Below are 23,777 nucleotides of genomic sequence, written 5' to 3'. Positions count from 1 at the left end.
TTCAGCCGGGAGGCAAGTGATGGTGCGTCAGCTAACGCGCGAAGCTATGGACCTTCCGGCCTACCAGATGGAGCGCAGGCAGCGGATTCTCGATGCTGCGAAAAACCTGCTCCGCAGCAACGACTACGAGTCAATCCAAATCCGCGATGTGGCCTCCGAAGCGAACGTGGCACTCGGAACCCTGTACCGGTATTTTTCCTCGAAGGAACACCTGTACGCGACGGTGGTGTACGACTGGAGCGTGCCGTTCGGGGCAGCGGACGAGGCCGTGCCGGACAGCCTGGGCACCATCGAACGGGTCACCCGGCGCCTGCAGCAGGCCCTGAGCGCCTTCCAGAGAAGGCCGAATTTCTATCAGACCATCCTGATGCTGCGCACCTCCTCCGATCCGAACGTCCGCGACTTGATGCAGCAGCTGGTGCTGCTGCTCGAGGAACCGTTCCGTGCCGATTTCTCGACACTGTCCCGGGACGAGGCCGCGGACATCACGGCCATGGTCTGGGCCGTCCTCATGGACATGGTGGGCCGGCTGCTGGCCGGCGTTCAAACGCTGGAGGACGCCAACCGGGTCCTCGCCCGCTTTGTGGAAATGATCGGGCTGCGGCTGGACCAGGTCGAAGCGGGACGCCCCTAGCCTGCACGGGCGGGGTGTCTCCGTGAGCGCCCACGAGCTGGACCACGTCGCCTTTGCCGTGCCGGGTTGGCGGATGGCCGGGGAAATGCTGCACCGGGAGCTTGGCGCCCGTTTTGCCGGCGGATTCAGCCTCCCGGCGTTCAACCCTTGCCAGGTTGCCCTCGCTGAAGACATGCGGCTGGAGCTGCTGGAACCCGGCAGCTCTTCCACGTCCTTCATTGCACGGTTCCTCGCCGAAAACGCAGGGAACGCGGCCCCCCACCACATCACCTTCAAGGTGCGGGACATCTCCGCGGCAATTGCGGGGGCACAGGGGGCCGGAATCGAGCCGATCCTGGTCAACACCGATCATCCGCTCTGGCAGGAAGCCTTTTTGCATCCCCGGGACACCGGGCTCGGGTTTCTGACGCAGATGGTCCAGACGTCCGAAGCGCTCGAGAACCTGGCAGATGCCAACGAGCTCACCGCGGACCGTCCCTGGGCGGAAGGCCACTGCACTCCCGCCCGGCTGCCCGTTGTCTTCGGGCAGGTCGCTGACCTGCAGCGTGCGGAGCATGTGCTCGTCAATGTCCTCGGCGCAGACAGGCACGGGCTGCCCGGACTTCCTGCCGGCGAACCGGCGGCCGCCGTGTTCCGGTGGTCGGACGGCGCGGACCTGATCCTGCAGGAGCTTGCCGCCGGCGCCGGAAACCCGGGCCTCAAAGCCCTGGGCATTACCGCTGGGGACGAGCCCTGGGCCGGACCGGATTCCCCCGGGCTGCTGGAAACGCTCGGTGCCGGCTCCTTTTACCCCGAACTGGGCATCAGAATCTCGCCGCTGCGACTTCCCGTCCCGGCCGGTCCCGGCTAACCGTCCGCACCGGGCCGGCCCCCGTCGTACATCCGGCCCCTGCACCCGCCCGGGTGCACCAGAACACTTTCGTATACCAGCAATGAGGAGAACAAACGTATGGGACTTCGTGGAGAAGCCGCAATCCTGGGCTATTTTGAGCTGCCGCCGGAGCGCAAGCTGAAGCGTGAGAAGACCTTCAACCTGGAACAGTGGGCGCGGCTCTCCAAGGCTGCACTGGATGACGCCGGGCTGGACGCCACCGACGTCAACGGCATCGTCACGCCGATGATCGGGGAGGCGGACATGTTTGTGCCCTCCACCATCACGGAGTACCTCGGCATCAACGCCAACTTTGCCGAGATAGTGGACCTCGGGGGCGCGGGTTCCGCGGCCGGAGTGTGGCGGGCCGCTGCGGCTGTGGAACTGGGACTGTGCGACGCCGTACTGGTCACCTTCCCGGGCACCCACGATGTGCCGACCGATGCCCGCCGTCCGTTCGAAATGACGGACAAGATGTACTTCGGCGCCTCATCCAACGCCTTCGGGTCCCCGCAGGCAGAATTTGAGATCCCGTACGGAAACCTGGGGCAGAACGGCCCCTACGGGCAGATTGCCAAACGGTACGGCCATGAGTTCGGTTACGACGAGCGGGCCATGGCCAAAATTGCCGTGGACCAGCGCACCAACGCCTGCGCCACGCCCGGCGCCGTTTTCCACGGCCAGCCCATCACTATTGAGGACGTGCTCGCATCATCCATGGTGGCGGACCCGCTGCACATGCTCGAAATCGTGATGCCATGCCAGGGCGGTGCCGCCGTGGTGATTGGCAACAGGGATCTCGCTGCCAAGTCCAAGAACCGCCCGGTATGGATCAAGGGCTTCGGAGAACGGGTTCCCTACAAGACACCGACCTATGCGCGGGACCTGATGCATTCGCCGATGATCCACGCAGCCGATCAGGCGTTTGGCATGGCAGGCATTGCACGCAGCGACGTGGACATGGTCTCCATTTACGACTGCTATTCCATCACCGTGCTGATGAGCCTGGAGGATGCCGGCTTCACCGAGAAGGGCAAGGGCATGCAGTTCGTGAACGAGCATGATCTGACCTTCCGCGGAGACTTCCCGATGAACACCGCCGGCGGGCAGCTTTCCTTCGGGCAGGCCGGCATTGCCGGCGGTATGCACCACGTGATCGACGGCGCACGCCAGATCATGGGCCGTGCCGGTGAAGCACAGGTGACCGACTGCAACCGGGCGTTCGTGACCGGCAACGGCGGCATCATGAGCGAGCAAACGGCACTGATTCTCGAAGGCAACTAGGAGTACACACCATGAGCACCTCATACACTCTTCCGGACCTGCAGCGTCCCATGCCGGTCCCGACGCCCCTGACGAAGCCGTTCTGGGATGCCCTGGCCGAACACCGCATCCGCATCCAGTACTCGCCTTCGCTGGGCGAGTACATCTTCTACCCCCGTCCCCTGGCCCCGGGCACCCTCGCCGATGATTTGGAATGGCGGGAAATATCCGGAGCCGGAACCCTGTACACCTACACGGTCTCCACCCGTCCGGTGGCACCGCACTTCGCGAAGGAAGGCGCCCTGGTGCTCGCGGTGGTGCAGTGGGACGAAGGGCCCAGGTTTTCCACCGAACTCGTCAACGTGGCCCACGAAGACATTGAGGTGGGTATGCGGGTTAAGCCCGTTTTCTGCGATTACCCCGAAGCGGGAATCACCATGCTGCGCTACGAACCGGAGAACTGAAGATGACCGTCAGCACCGATTTTGTCCTGCCTCCCGTCACGCTGCGTATTGGCAGCGAAGCACGCAGCACTGGCGGCGGAACGCACACCCACATCAACCCCGCCACCGGCGAAGCCCAGGCACAGGTCCCGCTGGCAAGTGCAGCGGACATTGACGACGCCGTCAATGCCGCCCACGCAGCCTTCGCGGTCTGGCGGGCAACCCCTGCCGGAACCCGCGCCAAGGCGCTGCTCAAGCTGGCGCAGCTGGTCGAGGACCGCACTGAGGACTTCGTCAATCTCGCCATTGCCGACAACGGCATTGCCCGTTCCAACGCCTATCCCACGGTTTCCGCGGCGGTGGAATGGATCCGCTACTACGGCGGCTGGGCTGACAAGCTTCCGCTGGGCCGGATCACCTCCGTGGCCGGTGCGGGCGGCTCCTTCGGCCATACCCTGCGCCAGCCCTACGGCGTGATCGGTGCCATCATCACCTGGAACGCTCCGCTGATGTCCCTGGCCATGAAGGTTCCGGCTGCATTGGCCGCCGGAAACACCGTGGTGGTCAAACCGAGCGAGCTGACACCCTTCACCTCCATGCTCTTTGCCGATCTGGTCACCGAAGCAGGCATCCCCGAGGGCGTGTTCAACGTGGTTCCCGGCGGGGCTGAGGCAGGTTCGGCCCTGGTGGAGCACCGGCTGGTCAAGAAGGTGACCTTCACGGGCGGCCCCGAAACCGCACGGAAGATCACCGCGGCCTGTGCACAGACCTTCAAGCCGGTGATCCTGGAGCTCGGCGGCAAATCCGCCAACCTCATCTTCGCTGACGCCGACCTTCAGGCCGCCGCCATGCACTCTACCTTCCTGGCTTTCGGCATCATGAGCGGACAGGCCTGCGCCCTGCCTACCCGGCTGCTGGTCCAGGACTCCATTTACGACTCCTTCGTGGCAACCATCGGCGCCATCGCAGCATCCTTCAAGACCGGTAACCCGCAGGAGCCGGACACGATCTGCGGTCCGGTCATCAACGAAGCTGCCATCGAGCGGATTCACTCGATGGTCACCAAGGCCCAGGAAGACGGTGCCCGGCTGGTTACCGGCGGGCAGCGGCTTGCCGAGGACCTCGCTGACGGTTTTTTCTATCCGCCCACGGTCCTCGCTGACGTGGACCCGGCCAGCGAGCTGGCGCAGAAGGAAGTCTTTGGACCGGTCCTGGCCATCACCCGTTTCAGCGACGAAGCGGAGGCCATTGCCCTGGCCAACAGCACCGATTACGGGCTTTCCGGCTACGTGTGGACCGGCGATGCCCGCCGTGCCGTCCGCGTGACCGAGGCGCTTGAAACCGGTGAAGTAACCGTCAACGGCGCCCCCAACGCTGTGGCTGAACGCCCCTTCGGCGGCATCGGCCACTCCGGCATGGGCAATGAAGGCGGCCTGGAAGGACTCGAAGAGTTCTTCTGGACCAAGTCCGTCGCCTACGGCAACGGGTAACCCCGAATACAGCACCACCGCACCACTGCGCCACCGCACCACCTTTCCAGAAGATCGTCTGCTCCACCGCCGGCGGATACTCTCATCCGCCGGCGCCGCCGCATTCCTTTTCCCTCACGAAAGGCAGGACACCGATGTCCTCCACCACCCGCGCCCTAAAGCGCCCAGGTTTTGCAGCAGTAGTTACCGTCCTGGTTCTGGCTGAGATTATTTCGGCCTTCGAACTGTCCATGATGTATGTCATGCTCCCCACCCTGATCCGGGACTTCCAGGTGGACGCCAACACCGTGGCCTGGGTTGTCACCGCGTATCTGCTGGTTTCGGCCTCTGCCGCAGTGCTGGGCGGGCGCTTCGGTGACCTCTACGGGCGGCGCAAGGTCATGGTGATTGTCCTGGTCATCGCCGCGATTGGTTCGCTGATCTCCCTGCTCGGCGGCTCGCTGGGCATGATCATCTTCGGCCGTGCCATTCAGGGCGTAGCCGGCGCGGTCCTGGGCCTGGCCTTCGGCCTGGCCCGTGAACACCTCGATGGAAAGCGCGTACCCGTCGGTATTTCCATGATCGGCGCCTCGGCCCTCATCGCCGGTGCCGGCGGCTCCATGATCGCCGGCTTCATGATTGATCTCTTCTCCTGGCACGGAATCTTCGTCTTCGCCGCTGTCCTCGCGGCCATTGCCGCCGTCGCCATCCAGCTCATTATTCCGCGCGATACCAACGCCGCCACCACGGAGAAGCCCGATTACCTGGGCGCCGTCCTGCTGCCCATCGCCGTCAGCGCCCTCCTGCTGGGACTCTCCAGCAGCTCCAAGGCCGGCTTCCTGTCGGTGGAGTTCCTGGGCCTGATGGGCCTGGGGGCTGCCACGGCCGCCGTCTGGGCCTGGTGGGAACTGCGGGTGGAATCCCCGATCGTGAACCTGCGGATGTTCAAGAACCGCCAGATCGCCCTGGCCATGACTGCCACCGTCTTCGCCGCCGTCGGCCCCCTGGGCGGCGTGTCCGTTCCCTCGCAGATGATCATGCAGTCCCCCACCGCGATGGGATACGGGCTTGGCTTTACGCCCACCGAATCGGGCGTCATCATCTGCCTCACCGCGCTTGTTGGCTTCGCCCTCTCACCGGTTGGCGGAAAGTTGTCTTTCCGGTACGGGGCACGGATCGTGTTCATTGCCGGGCTGGTGCTGATGGCCCTGGTGCTTCCCATCATCCTGCTCACCTATGGCAGCGTGGCCATGTACATCGTGGCAATGAGCCTGAACGGCATCGGCATCTCCCTCACCTACGGGGCCCTGCCGAACCTGCTCGTTGAGGTGGTTCCGGAAACCCACACCTCCGAAACCGCAGGAACCAACACCATGATCCGCAATGTCGGCCAGTCCGCCGCCATTGCCATCGGCGCCTTCATCCTTGCCAAGAACACGGACCCGGCTACCCAGGCCATCTCCCAGCAGGGCATCAGCGCAGCACTGCTCCTGGTCCTGGCCTTTGCCGTGCTCTCCGTGATCATGGGACTGATGCTGAGCCGCAACCCCAAGCCGTGGGTTCCCGAGACGGTCGGTGAGCGCGATATCCGCCGCGGCACCGCCGCCAATCCCGAAGACGTGGTTTCAGCCACCGCCTAGGCAGCAGCCGGCGAAACACACCGCAGCCGGCATGCGCCACGCCATTATGTGCGGCGCATGCCGGCCCTTTGCTTTTCTCTCCCATCCCGAAAGGCGGGACCCGTATGTCCTTCCCCGCGAGCACGCTCAAGCGTCCAGGCTTTACTGCGGTTGTCCTGGTCCTGGTGCTGGCCGAAATTGTGTCGGCCTTTGAACTGTCCATGATGTACGTAACGCTGCCCACCCTGATGCGGGACTTTCAGGTGGACGCCAACACGGTGGCCTGGGTGGTCACGGCCTTTCTGCTGGTTTCAGCGTCCGCCGGTGTCCTGGGCGGACGCTTCGGGGACCTGTACGGCCGGCGGAAGGTCATGGTCATTGCCCTGGCCATCGCCGCTGTCGGCTCAGTCATCTCCCTGCTCGGCGGATCCCTTGGCATGATCATCCTGGGCCGGGCCATCCAGGGCGTGACAGGCGCAGTGCTGGGCCTGGCCTTCGGGCTGGCCCGCGAGCATCTGGACGAGAAGCGCGTCCCCGTTGGCATCTCCATGGTGGGGGCCTCGGCGCTCATCGCCGGCGGAGGGGGAGCCTTGATCGCCGGATTCATGATTGATGCCTTCTCCTGGCACGGCATCTTTATTTTCGCTGCCGTCGTCTCCGTCCTGGCCGCAGCGGGCATCCAGTGGGTAATCCCCCGGGACACCGTGCTGCCCGGCAGGGAAAAACCGGATTATCTGGGCGCGCTGCTGCTGCCCGTCGCCGTGTCTGCGATTTTGCTGGCGTTCTCCGGCGCATCCAAAACCGGCTTTGCATCGGCCCAGTTCATCGCCCTGATCAGCATCGGGACCGCCGCCACCGCGGTGTGGGCGTGGTGGGAGCTGCGGGTGGAATCCCCCATCGTGAACCTTCGGATGTTCAAGAACCGCCAAATTGCGCTGGCCATGACCGCCACCGTGCTCGCCGCCGTCGGCCCACTGGGCGGAGGCAATGTTCCTGCGCAGCTCATCATGCAGTCCCCCGCCTCGTCGGGATACGGGCTTGGTCTTTCCCCCACCGGTGCCGGCGTCCTGATCAGCTCCACTCTGCTGGTGGGCTACCTCTTCTCACCGCTGGGCGGCAAGCTGGCTTTCCGGTACGGCGCCCGCACAGTCTTCATCATTGGCCTGGCGGTGGTCGCTTTGGTCATTCCCATCATCCTGCTGACCTATGGCAGCGTGCTGATGTTCATCATTGCCATGGTCCTGAACAGCACCGGGATATCGCTTGCCTACGGCGCGCTGCCGAACCTGCTCATCGAAGTGGTCCCGGAAACCCACACTTCGGAAACCGCCGGCACCAACACCATGATCCGCAACATCGGCCAGTCCGCTGCCGTTGCCATTGGCGCGTACATCCTGGCCAGCCACACCGACCCGGCCACCGCGGCAGTTGCACAGGAAGGCATCAGCTCAGCGTTCATCTTCGTATTCATCTTCGCTGCCCTGTCAGTGGCGGTGGCCCTGATGCTGCGCCGTGCGCCGGCCCGGTGGATTCCGGAGACCCCCGCCGAGCGGAACATCCGCCGGGGTACCGTGGCCCGCCCGGAGGACGTCCTGCCGGCGGCAAACTGAAAATTAGAACCCCGTTATAGCATTACTGCAAGTGATCCGCGCCATACTATCTGCGCATTATCCCGCCGGGACCGGGTCCCGTCGTCTCATGAGAGGGACAGCCATGACGATCCACCGTCAGAACATTGGAAAAGTCAGTGAGGGGGCTCCGGTCTCCTGGGAGTCAAAGGACGCGCTCCTGTACGCGCTGAGCGTGGGTGCCGGCGCCCGCGACCAGACGGCGAATCTCGCCTTCACCACGGAAAACTCCCGGGGAATCGACCAGAGCGTACTGCCCACCTTCGCCGTGCTGCTGGGCGGATCAGGCGGCTCCATGGATGAACTCGGGGACTTCAAGCTCTCCCAGATCCTGCACGGCGGACAAACAGTGACACTGCACCGCACCTTGGCCCCGTCCGGAACCGTGATTCCGCGCAGCTTCATGAGCGGCGCCTGGGACAAGGGCAAGAATGCCGTGGTGGAGCTGACCACTCATCTGCTCGATGCCGAGACCCGGGAGCTCACAGCCACCTCGGTGACCTCCATGATTATCCGCGGAGAGGGCGGCTTCGGGTCCGAGCCGGCGCCGCATGACGGATGGGAACTGCCCGACCGCCCGGCAGATCTTGTGGACGTGCAAAAGACCTCCCCTGACCAGGCCCTGCTCTACCGGCTCAACGGAGACCGCAACCCGCTGCATTCGGACCCGGCGATGGCCGCCATGATCGGCTTTGAGAAGCCCATCCTGCATGGCCTGTGCACCATGGGATTCGCCGGCCGTGCCCTCCTGGAAGGCATGCTTGGGTCCGACGTTGAAGCGTTCGGCTCAGTGAGCGTCCGTTTTGCCGCACCGGTAATTCCCGGCGACGAGCTGACCACCAGCATGTGGCGGACCGAAACCGGTGCTGTTTTCCAGACAAGGGTGGGGGACACCGTGGTCCTGGACCGCGGCACCTGCCTCCGCCGCGATGCACTGCCGGCCGGTGAAAGCCTGATGTCCGAACCGGCTACCGCCTAGCAACGCTGCCCGACGGCGTTGCAGGCGGCCCGGCGAAGCCGTTTCTACTCGATGCAGCCGTCCGGGCAGCGCAGGGTGGACGGGTCCGAGGCGCACTCTGCGCAGTACAGAGTGAGCTTGCGGCAGGAGGGGTTGGAACAGTTCTCGAACTTGCTGGTGGGAGCCTCGCAGCGCACGCACTTGCCGATGGTGGCGGCATCCTCGGTGAATTCCATGTGCATCCGCTTGTCGAAGACGTAGAGCGAGCCTTCCCACAGGCCCTTGTCTCCGTAGGCTTCGCCGTACCGGACAATCCCGCCCTGCATCTGGTAAACCTCTTTGAAGCCGCGGTTGACCATCAGGGAGGACAGCACCTCGCAGCGGATGCCGCCGGTGCAGTAGGTCACCACGGGCTTGTCCTTGAGGTCGTCATACTTGCCGGAGTCCAGCTCGGCGATGAAGTCATGCGTGGTGGCGACGTCGGGAACAACGGCCCCCTTGAACCTGCCGATCTGTGCTTCGAAGGCATTCCGGCCGTCGAAAAAGACCACCTCTTCGCCGTCGGCCTTCTTTTCCTCCACCAGCTGGTGCAGCTCTTCGGGCCGCAGATGGGTGCCTCCGCCCACCACGCCGTTCTCATCAACCTTCAGCTCTCCGGGGGCACCGAAGCTGACGATCTCCCGGCGGACCTTGACGCTCAGCCGCGGGAAGTCCTCCGCGCCGCCCTCGGAGTACTTGATGTCCATCTTCTTGAAAGCCGGATACTCGCGGGTAGCCTTCACATACGCCTTCACGGCGTCGAGCTCACCGCCCACGGTTCCGTTGATGCCGTCGGGAGAGATCAGGATCCGGCCGCGCAGTCCCAGCTTCTCGCAGAGGGCACGCTGCCAGAGGCGCACGGCCTCCGGATCGGAAAGGGGCGTAAAGGCGTAATACAGTGCAATTCGGTTCAAGGCCACTCATTAAGGGTAGACCGGCGCAGGACCCCGATTTTCATCAGCGCACATACCTTTCACCTGCCGCCCCCGTTAGTGTTCATTCATGAGCCTGCTGGACGATGATTTGCTGGAGACCTGGGTGAGCGGCTGGGCGCAGGCCCGCGGCTACCGGACCCGCCGGGAGGGCCGTTTTCCGGCAGCTTTCCTGCACGACAAAACGAACGACTGGGAGTACTTCGCGCTGGAACCCTCCCATGACGAATTTGCGGCACTGGCTTCTTCGGCGCGGAAGAGTCCCGGGCGGCTCTTCACCATCGTCACTGCACGCGTGAATGAAATCCACGGTGCCGCCCTGGTGTACGGGCTCAATGTCCGGTCCGCGAACGAGGTCTTCATGACACTGGATATGACGGGACAGGACATTGAAGACCCGCTGCCGCTGGATGGATTTGAATCCGAAACGGTGCGCGGGGGCACCGTGGGCACCGTTACCGTCACGGCGGGCGGCGAGCCGGCGGCCCGGGGCAGCGTGGCCATCGTGGATGGCTATGCAGTCTACGACCGGATTGTCACCGAGCCCGGGTTCCGCCGGCGCGGGCTGGGCAGCTACGTGACGCGGGCGCTCACCGCGGTGGCCATGGAACACGACGCCGATACAGGACTGCTGGTGGCCACGGCCGACGGGCTGGAACTCTACACCTACCTGGGCTGGGAAAACCTTGCCAGCGTGGTGATGTTTGAACCGCGGCTTTAGGCCAGCGCGGCCCGGGTTTGCGGCGGGCTGCGCCCGTTCAGCCTGAAGCTGAGCGGGCGCGTTTAACAGCCGCTGTCCGGACGGCCGGTGGGAGAATGGCACAGTGGCCTTACATGATTCCCTGATCCCCCTGCTCGGCTCCGGCGCCGACCCGGAACAGCTGGTCCATGTCCACGAAATCCCCGCCCGCCAGGCCGTTCCCGTTCCGTGGCCGGACTGGGCACACCCCGACGTCGTCGCCGCCTACGCCAGGGTGGGCGTCCACGAACCATGGCGGCACCAGATTGAAGCGGCAGATTCCGCGCACTCCGGGCAGCACACGATCATCTCCACCGGCACCGCCTCCGGAAAATCCCTGGCCTATCTGCTGCCGGCCCTGGATGAAATTCACCGCACGGCACTGGATGACCGGGTCACGCTTGAGCCAACGGGATCGGTGGCCCTCTATCTGGCCCCCACCAAGGCCCTGGCCGCTGATCAGCTTTCCGCAGTGAATGCCCTGCAGCTTCCCACCGTGCGCGCTGAAACGTACGACGGCGACACCGACCCGGGTTCGCGGCGCTGGATCCGGGACCACGCCAACCTGGTGCTCGCGAATCCCGACATGCTCCACTTCGGCGTGCTGCCCAACCACACCTGGTGGGCCAGGTTCTTCCGCCGGCTGAAGTACGTCATCATCGATGAGGCCCACAGCTACCGCGGCGTATTCGGTTCCAACGTTGCCAACCTCATGCGCCGGCTGCGCCGGATCTGCCGCTACTACGGCGCCGATCCGGTGTTCATCGGTGCCTCCGCTACCTCGGCGGATCCGGCCGCTTCCTTTGGCAGGCTGATCGGTGGCGAGGTCACCGCCGTCACCCGCGACGCCTCTCCGCACGGCGCCACCACCGTGGCGCTCTGGGAGCCGCAGCTGACCGAGCTCAAGGGTGAGAACGGTGCGCGTTCCCGGCGAACCGTCATTGCCGAAACCTCGGACCTGCTGGCCAACCTGGTGGCTGCCCAGGTCCGGACCATTGCCTTTATCAAGTCCCGCAGGGGCGCCGAAACCATTGCCACAATTACCCGGCGGCTGCTGGATGAGGTGCATCCCTCGTTGCCGGACCGGGTGGCCGCGTACCGGTCCGGTTACCTCCCCGAGGAACGGCGCGAGTTGGAACGGCGGCTGCGCAGCGGCGAGCTGCTGGGAATTTCCAGTACCTCCGCCCTGGAACTCGGCATCGATGTGTCCGGGCTCGACGCCGTGCTGGTGGCCGGCTGGCCCGGCACCCGGGCGTCCCTGTTCCAGCAGATCGGGCGCGCCGGCCGCTCCGGCCAGGACGCACTGGCAGCCTTCGTGGCCAGCGACGACCCGCTGGACACGTATCTGGTGCACCATCCGGAGGCGATTTTCGATATCTCGGTGGAAGCGACCGTCTTTGATCCGTCCAACCCCTACGTGCTCGGGCCGCACCTCTGCGCCGCCGCCGCCGAAATCCCGCTGACCCCCGATGAGCGGGAGCTCTTTGGCCCCACGGCTGCCGGATTGCTGGACCAGCTGGTGGAGCAGGGCTATCTGCGCCGCCGTCCTTCGGGCTGGTTCTGGACCCATTCGGAAAGCGCCGCCGCCCTGGTAAACCTGCGGGCGGACGGCGGCGGGCCGATCAACATCGTGGAATCCGACACCGGAATGCTGCTGGGCACCATGGACTCCCCGCAGAGCCAGTACCAGGCCCACACCGGCGCCGTGTACGTGCATCAGGGCCAGACGTTCCTGGTGGACGAGCTCAATGAAGCGGACCACTGCGCCATGGTCACCCGCGGCAACCCCGAGTTCTACACCCAGGCCCGGGACGTCACCCAGATCCAGGTCCTTGAAACCGAACGGACCTCGCGCTGGGGCGAAATCCAGGTCTGCTTCGGCACCGTGAAGGTCACCACCCAGGTGGTCTCCTTCCAGCGCAAGGCCCTGATCTCCAATGAGATCCTCGGCGAAGAACCCCTGGACCTCGAAGCCAAGGAGCTCTTCACCAAAGCCGTGTGGTTTGTCATCGACGAGCATCTGCTCACCGGTGCCGGATTGATTCCCGCGGACTTTCCCGGTGCCCTGCACGCCGCCGAGCATGCCTCCATCGGAATGCTGCCGCTGATCGCCACCTCCGACCGCTGGGACATTGGCGGCGTTTCCACCGCACTGCACGCCGACACCGAGAAGCCCACCATCTTCGTGTACGACGGGCACCCGGGCGGTGCCGGCTTTGCGGAACGGGCCTATGAAGCCGCGGAGCTGTGGCTGACCGCCACCCGCGACGCCATCCGCGCCTGCGAGTGCGAGCGCGGCTGCCCCTCCTGCGTGCAGTCCCCGAAATGCGGCAATAAGAACAATCCGCTGTCCAAGGCCGGTGCGGTGACCCTGCTGCAGGTGCTGCTGGACAACGCCCGCAGCGGGGAATCCGCACCCGGCACCGTCGCTGCTCCGGCGCCGGCGGCAGCGGCTCCGGTCCGGCAGGCGGGCTAGGTCCGCAGCGCTCACGGCGGTACTCATGGCGGCGGTCCGGCACGGGCATGCCCGGTGGCGGGCTGCGGCAGCAGCGGGACGGGTACCCGGGTTTCCACCTGGACGGTCCGCTCCCCGGTGTCCACCGTGCACGCTGCCAGCACGGCGCCGTTGCGCCCGGCGACCTCCGCGGCCACCGCGCACGGCTCGCCGCTCCGAAGCTCACGAACCGTGTCGGCGGCCGCTAGTGCCGCCAGGTCCGCCGCGGTGGCCGCTCTGCTCGCGCCCACCGCGCTTTGCAGCAGCAACAGGACGGCTGCACACAGGATCAGCAGCAACAGTCCTGAACCCAGCACCAGAACCGTGCCCGCGCCCTGCTCGGTTTCCCCTCCTTCCCCGGCTGCAGCGGCCGATGGCACTTTTTCCACCCTAAGTTCATCCTTTCTTCTGGTATTGGTCCGGAGCTGCCCGGTGACCCGGCGGTGCGGTTCCTCCGGTTCGGTCAGCTCCCGGACGGCAGGGACTCCGGAAGCGCCGACGCAGAGCCGGTCAGCTCCAGCGGCAGCCGGTCCAGCAGCGGAGCCGCGACGGAGGTCCCGATTTCCACCCGCATCCACTCGCCGTCGGCCGTGACGGTGATCCGCGCACCGGGTCCTGCGATCCGCCGGGCGGCAGCCTCTGCCTCGTCGGCGTCTCCGCGCATGATCTCCCGCGCCGCCGCCCGCGCAGCTTCTTCCACCCGCAGTTGGGTGGCTCCCGCTGCCACTCCGGTCAGGACGGCAGCCAGGAGCAGCACGACGGCGGGCAGACCCACAGCCAGTTCGGCGGTAACCGCTCCGCGTGCCGGGGATTCCGGGAGATGCTTTCGCTCCATCCGTCACCCAAGGGTGAGTGCACTGCGGATCAGTCCCATGAGCAGGGACCGCACCTCCCCGCTGCCCAGGACGGCCACGAGCAGAGCGGCAAAGGCAACGGCCGCCAAGGTGGCAATCGCGTATTCTGCTGTTGCCATTCCCGCTTCACGGTCGTAGAAGCTTCTCCGGCGGCGCTCCGCCCGGTTTTGGGGAACCGGAGACGCGTTCTCCGGTGCTCGAGGGTAGAGCACAGTCACTGTTCCGGTTCCCCGGCCGCAGGGCTGATGCCCGGACGCCGGCGCCCCGGGACTATGCTCCGCTGAGACCCCGGGGGCGTCCGTCTGTACGTTCGACGCTCCGGTGTGCGGCGCTCCCTTGTGCGAATCATCGTTGTAGTTCCGGGCACGCCGGACGGTGGTCACGGATCTGCTTAGACCTGGCATGATTCCTCCTAATGTCATTGCTGCGGGTTGTAACTGTTCCGCTGTTGAGGCGGTGATTTGATCCTTTATCGGCCGTCGCATCGGAACCAGAGAGGATGCCGCCGTTCCGGACAACGCCTGCGGGCAAGACGGTTGTGGAGGATGCGCAGCCCCCGCTTCCTGCAGCCCTACGGAAGCGACGGCAGCAGGGAGAGCAGGAGCGGCACCACAGTCAGTGCCACGAATGCAGGCAGCGCACACAGCCCCAGCGGAACCACGAGCCTGACCCCCAAGGCTGCCGCACGGCGTTCCGCGTCGCGGGCCCTGCGCCGGCGTATCTGCGCCGCCTCCGCCACCAGGACTGCGGCCGACGGCGCTCCGGTGGTAGCTGCAAATCTTAGGGCTTCGCGTAGGTGGACTGCGGGCTCGGGGAGCCTGCTGCGCTCGGGTGCCGCCAGCTCCCATGCTGCCGCCCAGGGAGCACCCAGCTCCAGGGCAGCCTGCACCCTGGCTAGACACAATGAGGTTTCCGGTTCCACTACCTCCGCCAATATCGAAAGGGCGTGGAGCAGGGGCTGGCCTGCCTCCAGCATGGCTGCCGTCAGGTCCAGCATCAGTGCCGGATCCTCTATGCCCGGGCCGGCGCCCTTGTTATGCCGCTGTGTATTTTGCGGACCGGCCCCGTTCGGCGAGCCCGGTACCGGCGCAGTATTCCATCCCGGCAGCAGGAGCAGCGCAGCGGCGGCAGCAAGGAGTACTGCCACCAGGGTTCCGGCCATTACACGCCTGCTGCCTGACGCACGAGCGCACGTGACCAGAACCGTCCTGCCAGGGACAGGGCAACGCCTGCCGTCCCTGCCAACCAGCCAAGAGGGCTGCCCAGCAATATGCCCACAGGATCTGCCCCCAGCAAATAGCCAAGGCCCAGCCCTCCCACCGGCAGCCAGGTCAGCAGCCGGACGGTTGCCTGAGGTCCGGCCATGGCGGTCTCCCGCGCCGCCTGGTTATCCATAGCACTCTCCAGCTGCGCGGCGTACCGGCTGAGGACACCGGCCAGGGGTGCACCGCTGCGTTCCGACACGCTGACGCATGCCGCAAGCCCGGTCCACAACCCTGCCGGGGATACAGCGGCACGATCCCCGCCCCGCCGTCGCATCTTCCCTGGCGTGCCGGCTTGTTCCTCCGCCGCGGCGCGGAAAACCGGCACCGGACTGAGCCCCAGGGACGCGGACTGCGCGGCGGCTTCCAACACCGGGAGCATCCGGGCAGACAGGGAACCAGCGGGGTCCTTGCCGGTTGCCGCCTGCAGAGCTGCTGCGTCGGCCCAGAGCTGGTGCGGAGCACGTCCGGCTGCCAGCAGACCGGTCAGCTGATGGATCAGCAGCGGCACCTCTTGCAGCGACGGATCCTTTGGGGACCGCAGGGAGTTCGAAACCAGCCGCCGCAGAAACGGGCGCCGCAGAGACCGGTTTGCTGCCTGCCCGGCACCCGGGACCGGGCGTCCGGGGAGAGGGCCCGGCTTCGGCGGAGTCCGGGAAGGGGACAGCAGTAAAAGCACCGACAGCACGAGCAGCCCGGTAACCCACAAACCGGTCATGAAACGGAAATCTCCGTGGCCCGGTCACCCTCCCGGGCGGGTTGCTGCCCGTCGGGGCACGACGCCGTTTCCTCCGTTGAAGCGCCGATCCGGTGCTGAAGCGGGGCCCATCCTTCACCGTGCCGCCCTGCGCTGTCCGCCGGAAGCAGCGGCCGCAGCGCCGGCACCGCCAGCAGCCGGCCGTCAGGCGATGCCGTGATCACGGCAATCTCAGCAACCCGGCGGCCGGAGTCACCGCGGGCCAGGTGCACCACCACATCCAGGGCACTGGCAGTCTGCAGGGTGACCGCAGTGCTGCTCATTCCGGCGAGCGCCCCGAGAGCTGCCAGCCGGGCAGGAACGCTGGCCGCCGAATTAGCATGGATGGTACCGCCGGCACCGTCGTGACCGGTGTTCATGGCAGCCAGAAGTTCCCGGACCTCCGCGCCGCGGCATTCCCCCACGATCAACCGGTCCGGCCGCATCCGCAGGGCCTGGCGCACCAGTTCGGCCTGATCCACCGAGCCTGCCCCCTCAACGTTGCCGTGCCGGCTCTGCAGGCCCACAACATGCGGATGCCGGGGATCCAGCTCTGCGGCGTCTTCCACCAGCACCAGCCGTTCATGCGGCTGACTCAACGACAGCAGGGTGGAGAGCAGCGTGGTCTTCCCAGTGCCGGTAGCCCCGCTGATCAGGAAGTTCAACCGGGACGCGATGATCCGCCGGAGCACTGCGGCACTCTCTGGATCTATGGTTCCGCCGGCCTGCAGTTCCTCCATGGTGAAGGTCAGCGTGCGCCGGATGCGGATGGAGAGCAGCGTGGAACCGGTGGATACCGGACGCAGCACCGCGTGGACCCGGTAACCGCGCAGCTGCACGTCCACGCAGGGATTGGAGTCATCCAGCCGCCGTCCGCCGGCAGCGATCAGGCGGGCGGCGAGTCCCTGCACCTCGGCGTCGGATTCGAACCGCAGCCCGGTCAGTTCCAGCCCGTGCCCGCTGTCCACCCATACCCGGTCCGGACCGTTCACGAGGATGTCGCTGATGCCCGGAAGCAACGCCAGTTCCTGCAGCGGGCCGAGGCCCTGCAGTTCCGCCTGCACCCGGTCAACGGCACGCAGTGCGCCCTCGGCACCGAGCAGCCGCCCGCTGGAGTGCACGGCGGCCGCCAAACGGGCCGCAGTGACGGGTTCACCGTCATCCAGCATCCTCCGGCGAACTTCCCGGACCATCGGTGAATCGCCGGGCGGGGACACCGGATGGTCCGGGGGGAGGCCATGGGCGGCGCGGCGCCCGGTGGGGCCGCTCATGACGGGGACCTTTGCATGAGGGCAGCGGATTGAGGCAATTCGGCGGCAAACTGTTCCACCAGCTGTCCGGTCACCCGCCGGATGCTGCGGCTTCTGCCGCGCTGCAGCAGGAGGCCCCGCGCCTCGGCGTGTTCCAGCCGCCGGGCAGCGGGCAGGTACCCGGCCAGGGGCAACCCGGCGGCGTCAGCTGCACGGGCGTCGTCCAGCCCGTCACCCAGCGGCCCGCGGACAACTGCTGCTTTGGGTACGGCGCTGCCCAGGCTCCGGCTGAGCATCCGGGCCGCGAGTACGGGCCGCAGCCGTCCCGGAACCACCACCAGCAGTGCGTCGCAGGAGAGCAGCAACTGGCCGGGCGAATGTCGTGCACAGTCCACAATGGTGAAGGCAAAGGCCGCACGGGCTGCTTCCATGACCGCCCGGATGCTTTCCTCTGCGGGAGCCTCAGCCGGAGACTGCCTTCCCGGATACCCCGGCCCGTCCTCACCGTCGCCGGCAGCGGAATCCGCGGAACCGCCGGCGAGCAGCGCAAACCCCGACACCTGCGGCAGCGCAGAGATAAGCTGCACAGGATTCAACGCGCCGCGCACTTCCGCCAGATCAGGCCAGCGCACTCCGGGAACTTCACCGCTTCCCAGGCTGGCGTCCAGTCCGCCGCCGAGGGGATCGCCGTCCACCAACAGAGTTTCCAACCGGTGTTCGGCGGCTTCCTGTGCCAGCCAGCACGAGAGGGTGGATGCCCCGGCGCCGCCGCTGCCGCCCACTACGCCCAGCACAAAACCCGAACTGTGTTCCCGCCTGCGGCCGAGATATTCTGCCAGCCAGCCTGAAGCCGCCGGAAGCACTGCTACACGGGCGGCCTCGAGCCGGGCCGCCTGCCTCCACAAATCCGTGTCCTGTTCGAACCCCACCAGGATGGTTTCCGCCCGTCGGCGCCCGTGCCTGTCCGGCGGCATGCGGCGCCCGGTGCCCATACCCGCCAGGTCACTGCCCAGCAGCACCACCTCGGGGTTTCGCTGGAACGCATCCGGGGCATCCGGCACTACTTCCAACTCCACCCCTGCTGCCGCGGCTATCCTGGCGACCTCATCCTGGAGCCGCTGGGATGAAGTGACCAGGATGACCGATGCCGAGGTGCTTGGAGCCGGGGCTGCCGAATGCCCCGGGTCATCCTCTGCACGCAGGCTAAACCGACCCGGCGCCCGCATCTTCTCTGCCGGGATCGTTGCCCGCGGCCGGCGGCTCTTTCGGGCCCCGGATGACGGCACCCACAACTGTTCTTCGCTCATGTCCCAAGAGTTGCCCGGCCGCGGCAGGAGGACAGCGGGCCCCAGCGCTGCTGGGGACAAGCGGAGGTTGCCATCAGGGTGTGGAGGAACGGTGTGGAGGAGCAGCGTGGATGCACAGGGCCCGCAGCCCGCATGGGAGGATGAAGGGGCTGCATCAGCGGTGAATACAGACGTGAAACAGGGAGCTCAGCCGGACGTGACATACCTCCGCATCAATGGCGTGGACCTCTATGCCGAAGTTGCCGGCGACGGCGTCCCGGTCCTCCTGCTCCACGGCGGTTTTTGCTCCCTGGAAGCGATGCGGGAGCTCTCCGATTCCCTGGTCCCGGACTATCGGGTGCATGCCTTCGAGCGTCCCGGCCACGGCCGCTCCGCCGACATTGACGGCGAATACAGCTACGCCCGCGGACTCGCCGACACCATCGCGTACCTCGACAGCCAGAATCTCGAAGCAGTCCATGTCATCGGTTACAGCGACGGAGCCATCCTTGGCCTGCTCCTGGCCATGGAGCAGGCGGACCGGGTCCGTTCGCTGACCGCTGTCAGTGCCAATCTGGATCCCTCGGCCTTCAGCGCCGCGGAGGAGCACAAGCAGCTCGTCCTTATCCCTGCGCGGCCTGATCCTGCGCCGGTGCCCGACACCGGCGCGGATGCCGGCACCGGCACCCTTCCGGCGGCCAAGCCCGACGTCGAACGCCTGCATTACGAACGGCTCTCCCCCGACGGACCGGGGCATGCCGACGTCGTCCTCGATAAGCTGTTCCGCCTCTGGACCACTGAGCCGAACATTGACCCGGCAGACCTCGCCCGCATCACTGCTCCGGCCCTCATCATGGCCGGGGACCGCGACTCGATTCGGCCGGACCACACGCTCCTGATCGCAGCGTCCATTCCGGGCGCCCGGCTGTGCATTGTGCCGGGTGCATCGCACGGGCTGCTGGCCGAGCACCCGGAGCTGATCAGCACCGTAATCCGCGGTTTCCTGCCCCGGCCGGCATCCTAAACCGGCTGCACCTAGCGTGAACGGCGCAGCAGCCAGATGAAATAGGGTGCACCGATCAGCGCGATCATCAGCCCGGCGGGAATGGAAGCGGGGGCGATGAGCGTGCGGCCGAGCGTATCCGCAACGCAGACGAGCAGCGCCCCGAGCAGCATGGACACGGGGATGAGGCGCCCGTGCCGGGCCCCGATAAGTGCCCGGGCAAGATGCGGAGCCACCAGTCCGACAAAGCCCACCGCTCCAACGGCCACCACGCTCAGTGATGCGAGAACAGCCGCGACGGACAGCACCCCGAGCCGCGTCCGTTCCAGCCGCACGCCCAGGATGCGCGGGGTGTCCTCATCCACTGCGAGGAGGTCCAGCTGGCGCCGCATGCCGAACAGCAGCGGCACGGCGACGGCGAGCGCAACCGCCACCGGGACGACGTCGGGCAGCGTTCGTCCGTACGTTGTGCCGGAGAGCCAGGTGAGGATCCTCGGTGTGTTCCAGGGGTCCGCGCGCAGCAGGAAGAAGGTTGTCAGGGCGCTCAGCCCGTAACCGCAGCCAATGCCGATCAGGACAAACCTGTCCGGTAGGAACCCGCCGCGCCAGGTCAGAAGGGCAATCAGGCCGAACGTGGCCAGTCCCGTCGCCACCGCTGTGAGGATCAGGAGCGGCCGCCCGCCGCCGAACATGGTGACGACTATGACGGCGCCGAGCCCCGCCCCGGCGGTGATGCCGAGGATGCCGGGTTCGGCGAGCGGATTACGCACCGTGCCCTGCACCACGCAGCCCGCCAGGGCGAGCGCGGCGCCGGACAGCAGAGCCGCCAGGACACGCGGCATCCGGTCATCGAGGGCACGCCCAATAAGGTCCGGCGCCATGCCGTTCAGCCAGAGGGCAACATCTCCGGTGCGCAGCCACAGGCTGCCGGCCAGCAGTCCCGCCACAGCCGCGGCTGCCAGCAGCACCCCGGCAACGGTCAGCACGAGCACGAAGCGGCGGCGGGTGCGCAGCCCGCCGCGCGCCTGCGGAGGCTGGCGCACCGGGCCGGAATCCCGCAGCCGCAGGGCGAGAATCACGATGACCACCGCACCCAGCAGCGCGGTGGGGATGCCGGTGGGAATCGACGAAGCGCCTTCTGCACCGAGGAGGGCCCGCAGCGTCGCGTCTGCCAGCAGGATCAGGAGGGCACCGAGGAGACCGGACACGGGGATGAGGAAAACGTGGCGGGTCAGCACCGGAAACCGGCCGGCAAGCAGCCGCGCAAGCACCGGTGCTCCCAGGCCAACAAAGGCGATCGGTCCGGCAAGCGTCACGGAGACGGCCGTCAGCACTACGGCGGCAACAACTGCGGCGGTCCGGGTTGAACGGAGCGGCACGCCGAGTGAAGACGCGGTGTCGTCGCCGAGGCCGAGCACGTCCAGCCGCCGGGCCAGCAGCAGGGCACCTGCGAGCGCGGCAATGATGACCGGTGCTGCACGCACGGACGCATCGAGGTTCAGCTGTGCAAGGGATCCGCTGCCCCAGGCAAACAGACCTGTGGTGTTCTCCTTGAAGAGGATCAGGAGCATCGCGGTGGCCGCGTCCAGGGCCATGGCCGTTGCGGACCCGGCGAGGATGAGCCGTGTGGTTCCCGAGCCGGCGGATGTCCCGGCCAGCCCCAGCACCAGCGCGGCAGCGGCCAGCCCGCCCGCAAACGCGACCCCGCCGGATGCCCACAGCGGAACAGCCAGGCCAAAGGCGGCGACGGCGGTGAGCCCAAAGTAGGAACCGGCGGTGACCGCGAGTGTGTCCGGCGACGCGAGGGTGTTCCGGGAGATCGACTGCAGCAGCGCTCCGGCAACCCCCAGTGCGAAACCGACCCCCACCCCGGCGAGCAGGCGCGGCAGGCGGGAACCGGTCAGGATGTCGCTGACCGGCACGCCGCCAATCTCCTCCCGGGCACCGCCGGCCAGGCGCACCAGGTCCAGCATGCCAACACCGGAAGTGCCCTGGGTCAGGTGCCACATGCCCGCAAGAACGACGGCGGCGAGCAGGGCGGCCAATACGGCAGCCCCGCCCGCCCGTGCGCCCGCTCCGGCGCTCACTCGTGCGCGGAGACCGGCGTCCGGGACCGGATCGTGTCCCGTGCGGGGCGGTGCTGTCCGGGTGGAACGGCTCAACCCTGGTCGGTAATGATGTCGACGTACGCGTCGATGGCCTGCTGGTTGGACAGCGGGCCGCCGGCGCCCCAGACGCCGGCCGGGAATGCGTGCGCGCGGCCTTCCTTCACGGCAGGAAGGGAAGTCCAGATGGGGCTCTTCTCAAACTCGCTGACGTACCCGTCGGCGCCCTCGTCGGCGGAGTAGAAGAAGGTGGCGTTGCCGACGGCGGTGAGGCCCTCGATGTCCGTCTGGCCCAGGCCGTAGGAGGGATCGACGCCGCCGCTGCCGTAGGAGGCATCAATCTCATCCGTCCAGGCCGCGGTGAGGCCAAGCTCCTCGCCCAGTGCCGTGAAGAGAGCACCTTCGCCGTACGGGCGGATCACCACGTTGCCGCCTTCCATCCATCCGTCGAAGAAGAGGAAATCGGTGGTGGGCAGGTCAACGGCCTGGACCTTGTCCTTGGCCGCCGCCAGGTGTGCGTCAAAGTCCCCCAGCACGTTGGCGGCGCGGTCGGTGCGGCCGGTCGCTTCGGCGATCATGGTGAAGACGTTCTTCATGTTGCCAATCGGGTCCGCTCCGTCAGCTCCAACAGTGGCGAGTACGGGAACGCCGCGTTCCTCCAGCTGGGCGATGAGTTCGTCGTCGGCGCTGTACGCCTCGACGATGATCAGATCGGGGTCCGCCGCGTAGAGTGCGTCCATGTCGGGCTCGCCGCGGGTGCCGATGTCCACAACGCCCTCGGGCAGGGTTTCGGCGCTGACGTACGTTCCGTAACCCTCGGCGTCGGAGACAGCCACAGGTGTTACGCACAGGGTGAGCGCGTCCTCGATCTGCTGCCACTCCAGCACGGCGATGCGCTCGGCAGGCTTGTCGAGCTCCACCGTGCGGCCAACGCCGTCGGTCATTGAGACCGCACCGGTGGAAGTAGTGGTGGTGTCGGCGGCGCAGCTCTCGGACGTTGCGGAGGCCACATCGGCGGCTTCGCTGACTTCGGTGGTGCCGCAGGCGCTGAGGGCAAGCGCAGCAACGGCGAGTGAAGCCGCTGTGCGTGCGAAGGTGCGGGAACGGATCATGGGAGGTCCTCTCGGATGGTGCCCCGTGGCGGAGCAGGAACGTGGGTTGTGCGGTTGGCATGGCGTCCAACGGGGTCTATGCGCAGATGGTTGGTGCGCGGGTCGAGGGTGACCTCCACGGAGAGTTCATAGACCTCGCTGATGTTCGCGGCGGTCAGGACCTCGAGCGGGCTGCCGGCGGCATGGATGCGGCCGTTTGAGAGCAGGAGCAGGTGATCCGCAATCCGCGCGGCGTGGTCCAGGTCGTGAAGCACGATGCCGACGGCAACGCCGTGGTCATCCACGAGGTCGCGAACCAGATCGAGGGTTTCGATCTGGTAGCGGAGGTCAAGATGGTTGGTGGGTTCGTCCAAGAGGACGACGCCGGTCTCCTGCGCTACGCACGCGGCGAGCCAGACGCGCTGAACTTCGCCGCCGGAGAGTTCCCCGACCGGCCGCTGCGCCATGTCCCTGACTCCGGTGGCGCGCAGGGCACGGTCCACTGCACTGCGGTCCGCGGCGGAAAGCCCGGCGAATCTGCGACGGTACGGGTGCCGGCCGAAGGCAACCACCTCGCTCACCGTCAACCCCTGGGGAGCCGGCCGGGACTGGGCGAACAACGTGACCTCACGCGCAAACTCCCGCGCGCTGAGCAGGGACGCTTCGCCTTCCGGCCGGTCAACTCCGGCACCCAGTTTTATGGTTCCGCCGTCGATGCGGTGCAGCCGGGCCAGGGAGCGCAGCAGGGTCGATTTCCCGCTGCCGTTCGGACCCACGAGCGCGGTGACCCGGCCGGGTTCCAGCGTCAGCGAAACGCCCCGGACCACGGGTGAACTGCCGTAGCGGAGCACCAGGTTCTCCCCGCGCATTGCCGGAGGCATGGGGCGCTGGTCTTGCACTGTGGACATATGGAACCTGAATCGTCGCGGGGCCAGAAGCGGAAGGGCAGCGAACCACGAGCGTTGAAAGACCACGCGAGTTAGGGTTGCCATACCTAATATAAACGATGTTGGTGTGACGAATGTAATGCGGTGTGACGCCTGTTCTTATTCGTCATGTTGGGCGGACCCGGGCACGGCCGGCCGGCAGGGAGAATGGAAC

General features: G+C 66.7%; 22 protein-coding genes. 11 read left to right on the top strand and 11 right to left on the bottom strand.

The window, feature by feature from the left end:
* Positions 1-19 precede the first annotated feature (19 nt).
* The 8 genes from QMA10_RS12055 to QMA10_RS12020 all read left to right on the top strand — a co-directional run bounded on the left by QMA10_RS12055 (position 20) and on the right by QMA10_RS12020 (position 8,906).
* Positions 20-634: a TetR/AcrR family transcriptional regulator gene (locus QMA10_RS12055; protein WP_290168677.1), complete on the top strand. Its 615-nt coding sequence runs from the start codon at positions 20-22 to the stop codon at positions 632-634.
* Positions 635-656: 22 nt separating this feature from the next.
* Positions 657-1,484 (top strand): VOC family protein, encoded by an 828-nt coding sequence (locus QMA10_RS12050; protein WP_290168676.1) that lies wholly within the window; start codon positions 657-659, stop codon positions 1,482-1,484.
* 99 nt (positions 1,485-1,583) lie between these two features.
* A complete protein-coding gene (locus tag QMA10_RS12045; RefSeq protein WP_290168675.1) occupies positions 1,584-2,789 on the top strand; it encodes a thiolase family protein in 1,206 nt (401 codons plus the stop codon).
* A gap of 11 nt (positions 2,790-2,800) precedes the next feature.
* Positions 2,801-3,232, top strand: a complete 432-nt coding sequence (locus tag QMA10_RS12040) for an OB-fold domain-containing protein (protein ID WP_290168674.1) — start codon at positions 2,801-2,803, stop codon at positions 3,230-3,232.
* 2 nt (positions 3,233-3,234) lie between these two features.
* Positions 3,235-4,701 carry an aldehyde dehydrogenase family protein gene (locus QMA10_RS12035; protein WP_290168672.1) on the top strand — a complete coding sequence of 489 codons (1,467 nt, stop codon included), beginning with the start codon at positions 3,235-3,237 and terminating at the stop codon, positions 4,699-4,701.
* Between the two features lie 134 nt (positions 4,702-4,835).
* Positions 4,836-6,320 (top strand): MFS transporter, encoded by a 1,485-nt coding sequence (locus QMA10_RS12030; protein ID WP_290168671.1) that lies wholly within the window; start codon positions 4,836-4,838, stop codon positions 6,318-6,320.
* A gap of 104 nt (positions 6,321-6,424) precedes the next feature.
* Complete coding sequence (locus QMA10_RS12025) at positions 6,425-7,909, top strand: MFS transporter (protein ID WP_290168670.1); 1,485 nt, start codon at positions 6,425-6,427, stop codon at positions 7,907-7,909.
* Between the two features lie 103 nt (positions 7,910-8,012).
* Entirely contained in the window at positions 8,013-8,906 is an 894-nt protein-coding gene (locus QMA10_RS12020) for a MaoC/PaaZ C-terminal domain-containing protein (RefSeq protein WP_290168669.1), read from the top strand.
* Between the two features lie 44 nt (positions 8,907-8,950).
* Here QMA10_RS12020 and QMA10_RS12015 read toward each other — a convergent pair whose 3' ends face one another.
* Complete coding sequence (locus QMA10_RS12015; RefSeq protein WP_290168668.1) at positions 8,951-9,844, bottom strand: rhodanese-related sulfurtransferase; 894 nt, start codon at positions 9,842-9,844, stop codon at positions 8,951-8,953.
* Between the two features lie 82 nt (positions 9,845-9,926).
* Here QMA10_RS12015 and QMA10_RS12010 point away from each other — a divergent pair, with 82 nt between their 5' ends.
* Both QMA10_RS12010 and QMA10_RS12005 read left to right on the top strand, forming a co-directional pair.
* Positions 9,927-10,577: a GNAT family N-acetyltransferase gene (locus tag QMA10_RS12010; RefSeq protein WP_290168667.1), complete on the top strand. Its 651-nt coding sequence runs from the start codon at positions 9,927-9,929 to the stop codon at positions 10,575-10,577.
* A 103-nt stretch (positions 10,578-10,680) separates the two neighbouring features.
* Positions 10,681-13,071 (top strand): DEAD/DEAH box helicase, encoded by a 2,391-nt coding sequence (locus QMA10_RS12005; RefSeq protein ID WP_290168666.1) that lies wholly within the window; start codon positions 10,681-10,683, stop codon positions 13,069-13,071.
* A gap of 23 nt (positions 13,072-13,094) precedes the next feature.
* On the opposite strand, the gene QMA10_RS12000 is transcribed toward QMA10_RS12005, so the two are convergent.
* From QMA10_RS12000 to ssd, 7 genes are all read right to left on the bottom strand, one after another.
* Positions 13,095-13,478 (bottom strand): Rv3654c family TadE-like protein, encoded by a 384-nt coding sequence (locus QMA10_RS12000; protein ID WP_356834831.1) that lies wholly within the window; start codon positions 13,476-13,478, stop codon positions 13,095-13,097.
* Positions 13,479-13,552: 74 nt separating this feature from the next.
* Positions 13,553-13,924, bottom strand: a complete 372-nt coding sequence (locus QMA10_RS11995; RefSeq protein ID WP_290168665.1) for a TadE family type IV pilus minor pilin — start codon at positions 13,922-13,924, stop codon at positions 13,553-13,555.
* 3 nt (positions 13,925-13,927) lie between these two features.
* Positions 13,928-14,347 carry a DUF4244 domain-containing protein gene (locus tag QMA10_RS11990; RefSeq protein ID WP_290168663.1) on the bottom strand — a complete coding sequence of 140 codons (420 nt, stop codon included), beginning with the start codon at positions 14,345-14,347 and terminating at the stop codon, positions 13,928-13,930.
* A gap of 167 nt (positions 14,348-14,514) precedes the next feature.
* A complete protein-coding gene (locus tag QMA10_RS11985; RefSeq protein WP_290168661.1) occupies positions 14,515-15,105 on the bottom strand; it encodes a type II secretion system F family protein in 591 nt (196 codons plus the stop codon).
* Positions 15,105-15,923, bottom strand: a complete 819-nt coding sequence (locus tag QMA10_RS11980; RefSeq protein ID WP_290168659.1) for a hypothetical protein — start codon at positions 15,921-15,923, stop codon at positions 15,105-15,107. The genes QMA10_RS11985 and QMA10_RS11980 overlap by 1 nt, the downstream gene beginning before the upstream one ends.
* The gene (locus QMA10_RS11975) at positions 15,920-17,134 is read right to left on the bottom strand and encodes a TadA family conjugal transfer-associated ATPase (RefSeq protein ID WP_290168716.1); all 1,215 of its coding nucleotides are present in this window, start codon (positions 17,132-17,134) and stop codon (positions 15,920-15,922) included. Before QMA10_RS11975 ends, QMA10_RS11980 begins: the two co-directional genes overlap by 4 nt.
* Positions 17,135-17,208: 74 nt before the next feature.
* Positions 17,209-18,498, bottom strand: a complete 1,290-nt coding sequence (ssd, locus tag QMA10_RS11970) for a septum site-determining protein Ssd (protein ID WP_290168657.1) — start codon at positions 18,496-18,498, stop codon at positions 17,209-17,211.
* A gap of 196 nt (positions 18,499-18,694) precedes the next feature.
* On the opposite strand from ssd, the gene QMA10_RS11965 reads away from it, so the two are divergent.
* On the top strand, positions 18,695-19,501 hold the full coding sequence (locus QMA10_RS11965; RefSeq protein WP_290168654.1) for an alpha/beta hydrolase: 807 nt from the start codon (positions 18,695-18,697) through the stop codon (positions 19,499-19,501).
* Between the two features lie 11 nt (positions 19,502-19,512).
* Here QMA10_RS11965 and QMA10_RS11960 read toward each other — a convergent pair whose 3' ends face one another.
* Genes QMA10_RS11960 through QMA10_RS11950 form a run of 3 tightly spaced genes read right to left on the bottom strand, consistent with a single transcriptional unit; the run spans position 19,513 to position 23,584 of the window.
* Positions 19,513-21,642, bottom strand: coding sequence for an iron ABC transporter permease (locus QMA10_RS11960; protein ID WP_290168652.1), 2,130 nt, complete (start codon positions 21,640-21,642; stop codon positions 19,513-19,515).
* Complete coding sequence (locus tag QMA10_RS11955) at positions 21,639-22,697, bottom strand: iron-siderophore ABC transporter substrate-binding protein (protein ID WP_290168650.1); 1,059 nt, start codon at positions 22,695-22,697, stop codon at positions 21,639-21,641. Before QMA10_RS11955 ends, QMA10_RS11960 begins: the two co-directional genes overlap by 4 nt.
* Entirely contained in the window at positions 22,694-23,584 is an 891-nt protein-coding gene (locus QMA10_RS11950; RefSeq protein WP_290168648.1) for an ABC transporter ATP-binding protein, read from the bottom strand. The genes QMA10_RS11955 and QMA10_RS11950 overlap by 4 nt, the downstream gene beginning before the upstream one ends.
* Between the last annotated feature and the right edge of the window lie 193 nt (positions 23,585-23,777).

The organism is Arthrobacter sp. APC 3897 (assembly GCF_030407495.1).
Classification (GTDB): Bacteria; Actinomycetota; Actinomycetes; order Actinomycetales; family Micrococcaceae; genus Arthrobacter_B.
This window is presented reverse-complemented; position numbering and strand designations above follow the sequence as displayed.